At 73.5% G+C, this 2,276-nt stretch carries 2 protein-coding genes and 1 pseudogene; 1 reads left to right on the forward strand and 2 read right to left on the reverse strand.

What is annotated here, in order from left to right:
* Positions 1 to 157 precede the first annotated feature (157 nt).
* A complete protein-coding gene (gene def / locus O3W51_RS30690; protein WP_138353001.1) occupies positions 158 to 703 on the reverse strand; it encodes a peptide deformylase in 546 nt (181 codons plus the stop codon).
* 301 nt (positions 704 to 1,004) lie between these two features.
* On the opposite strand from def, the gene O3W51_RS30695 reads away from it, so the two are divergent.
* Complete coding sequence (locus O3W51_RS30695) at positions 1,005 to 1,649, forward strand: hypothetical protein (protein ID WP_138353000.1); 645 nt, start codon at positions 1,005 to 1,007, stop codon at positions 1,647 to 1,649.
* A 154-nt stretch (positions 1,650 to 1,803) separates the two neighbouring features.
* On the opposite strand, the pseudogene O3W51_RS30700 reads toward O3W51_RS30695, so the two are convergent.
* Positions 1,804 to 2,276 (reverse strand): annotated as a pseudogene (locus O3W51_RS30700) (primosome assembly protein PriA); the annotation flags it as partial.

Below are 2,276 nucleotides of genomic sequence, written 5' to 3' on the forward strand. Positions count from 1 at the left end.
GGCGGGGACGGCGACCTCGGGAGTGCCTGCGAAGACGAGCCTCATCGTGGGTTCTGTGCCTCTCGTTGGCAGGGGGGACGGCCGTGGGCGGTGGTCCGCGCGGCGGGTCGGACGGCGGTCAGGGCAGCGGTCAGGGCAGCGGTTCGGGCGGCCGGACTCACAGCGCGCTGCCGAAGGTGCTGTGCGGGGAGACCTTCACCTGCGGCACGCCCAGGTCCGCCCACTCCGCCTCCCGGATCGCCTTCATCGCGGCCTTGCGCTGCTCGGCGTCGAGCCGGTCGATGAAGATGATGCCGTCGAGGTGGTCGGTCTCGTGCTGGATGCAGCGGGCCAGCAGCTGGGTGCCCTCGATGGTGACCGGGTCGCCGTACATGTTGAAGCCCTTGGCGACGACACCGTAGGAGCGGACGCAGTCGTAGGTCAGGCCGGGGAGCGACAGACAGCCCTCGGGGCCGTCCTGCTCCTCCTCGCTGAGCGTGAGGTCCGGGTTGACCAGATGCCCCATTTCGCCGTCGACGAAGTAGGTGAAGACCCGCAGCGAGACGCCCAGTTGCGGGGCCGCGAGGCCGGCGCCCGGCGCCGCCTGCATGGTCTCGGTCAAATCCTGGACGAGGGTGCGGAGTTCCTTGTCGAAGGTGGTGACAGGCTGCGCCGTCATGCGCAGCACCGGGTCGCCGAAGAGGCGGATGGGCGTGACGGACACGGCTGGCGGGCTCCCGGGTCGGACGGAGCGGGCGGCACCCCTGGGGGCACCCCCGGACGAAGTTCGGGGGATGTGGCTGTGGGGGCACCTCCCAGCGGTAGCTGGGGGCCGTCCAATTCTAGGGGCCGACCCGTTCGGGGGTGCACGCGGTCGTTCGCGCCCCCCGGAAACATCAGCACGCCCCCTGATGCGTGACTCGATGGCCCGCTGGAGCGTTGGTCAAGAGAGATTGACCGAAAAAGGGCCATCACACCACGGACACGGCCCGATCCTTATCAACGCCGGTTGGAGAGGCTTGTTGATGCCCGACCACGCAACCCATGACGCCCAGGCCCGGGCAAGCCTGCACCTACTGGTGCGGGACATCGAAAGGGTCCGCCGACAGGTGGACGCGCTACGGACCCTGACCGCCCAGCTGGGCAATGTGTACCGACCGCGGCGCAGCGGTCCCGCCGCCGGATTCGTCGTCTACGGACGCGCCCCCGCACCCACCGTGCGGCTCGCCCAGGAACTCCGCGACAGTGTGGAGACCCTGGTCACGGCGGCGGTGGAGTTCGACCGCTCGCTGGGGTTCTCCTGGGACGCGGTGGGCTCCGCCCTCGGGGTGACGAAACAGGCGGTGCACCGCCGGTACGGGGCGCGCCGCCATGCCGTCCACGGTACGGAGGACGAGTCCTCGCAGCCGGACACCACGGGGGTGCACGCCGCGGCGTCCGCTCCCCCGATGGCCGGCGTGCCGGCGGCGCGCTCGATGCCGGACCAGATGTCCGCGCCGATGTCGGGGCAGCCGGCCGGGCCGATGTCCGGGCACCTGCCCTCGCAGGGGTCCGGGCCGTTGCCCGCGCAGCTGCCGCAGCAGATGCCGGGACATGTGCCGGGACATCTGCCGGCCAACGCCCGGGAGGACGCCTTCCCCGGCGCGCTTCCCGGTCCGCGCAGCGGCTGAGCGGCACCACCCGCACCACCGCACCGCACCCGCACCACCCGCGGTGCGTTTCCGCAGGACCAGCCGCCCCGCCGCCCGCCACGCCGACAGGTCGGACGCCGGGGCGGCGCCATGTCCAGAACCGGACCGGACGTCCTGGGTCTCTGGGGACCGGTCAGCCGATGTCCAGCGGGTCGATGCGGACCAGGACCTGATCGGTCTGCTTGAGCGCCGTACGGGCCACCTGTGCGGCCTTGAGAGCGGCGGCCAGCGCCGCCCCGCTGCCCGGCGGGACCCTGATCAGCATCCGCTCCCTGTGCTCCCCCGCCGGGGCGTCCCCGGCCCCGCGCGGTCCGCCCGGCCGGTCGCCGGACACCGGGACCGGTCCCAGGACGGCGGCCCCCTCGGGCAGCCGGGCCAGCTCGACCAGTGCGGCCACCGCCGCCGGGCTCCCGGTCACGGAGGCCATCCGCGAGACGGGTGGGAAGCCCAGTTCGGCCCGCTCGGCCAGTTCGCGGGCCGCGTGCCCGGCGGGATCCCAGCGCACCAGCGCCTGGACCGGCCGCAGCGTGGGCTCGGCCAGCACCAGCACCGTGCCGCCCTCGGTCGCGGGCCTGACCAGGGCGGCCGCGCCCGTCCAGCGGCGCA

Source organism: Streptomyces sp. H39-C1 (genome assembly GCF_027158125.1).
In the GTDB taxonomy this organism is placed as follows: Bacteria; Actinomycetota; Actinomycetes; order Streptomycetales; family Streptomycetaceae; genus Actinacidiphila; species Actinacidiphila fildesensis.

Bases quoted from the DNA above. Each gene is read 5' to 3' on its own strand.
- O3W51_RS30695 (WP_138353000.1), top strand. From the start codon at position 1,005: ATGCCCGACCACGCAACCCATGACGCCCAGGCCCGGGCAAGCCTGCAC.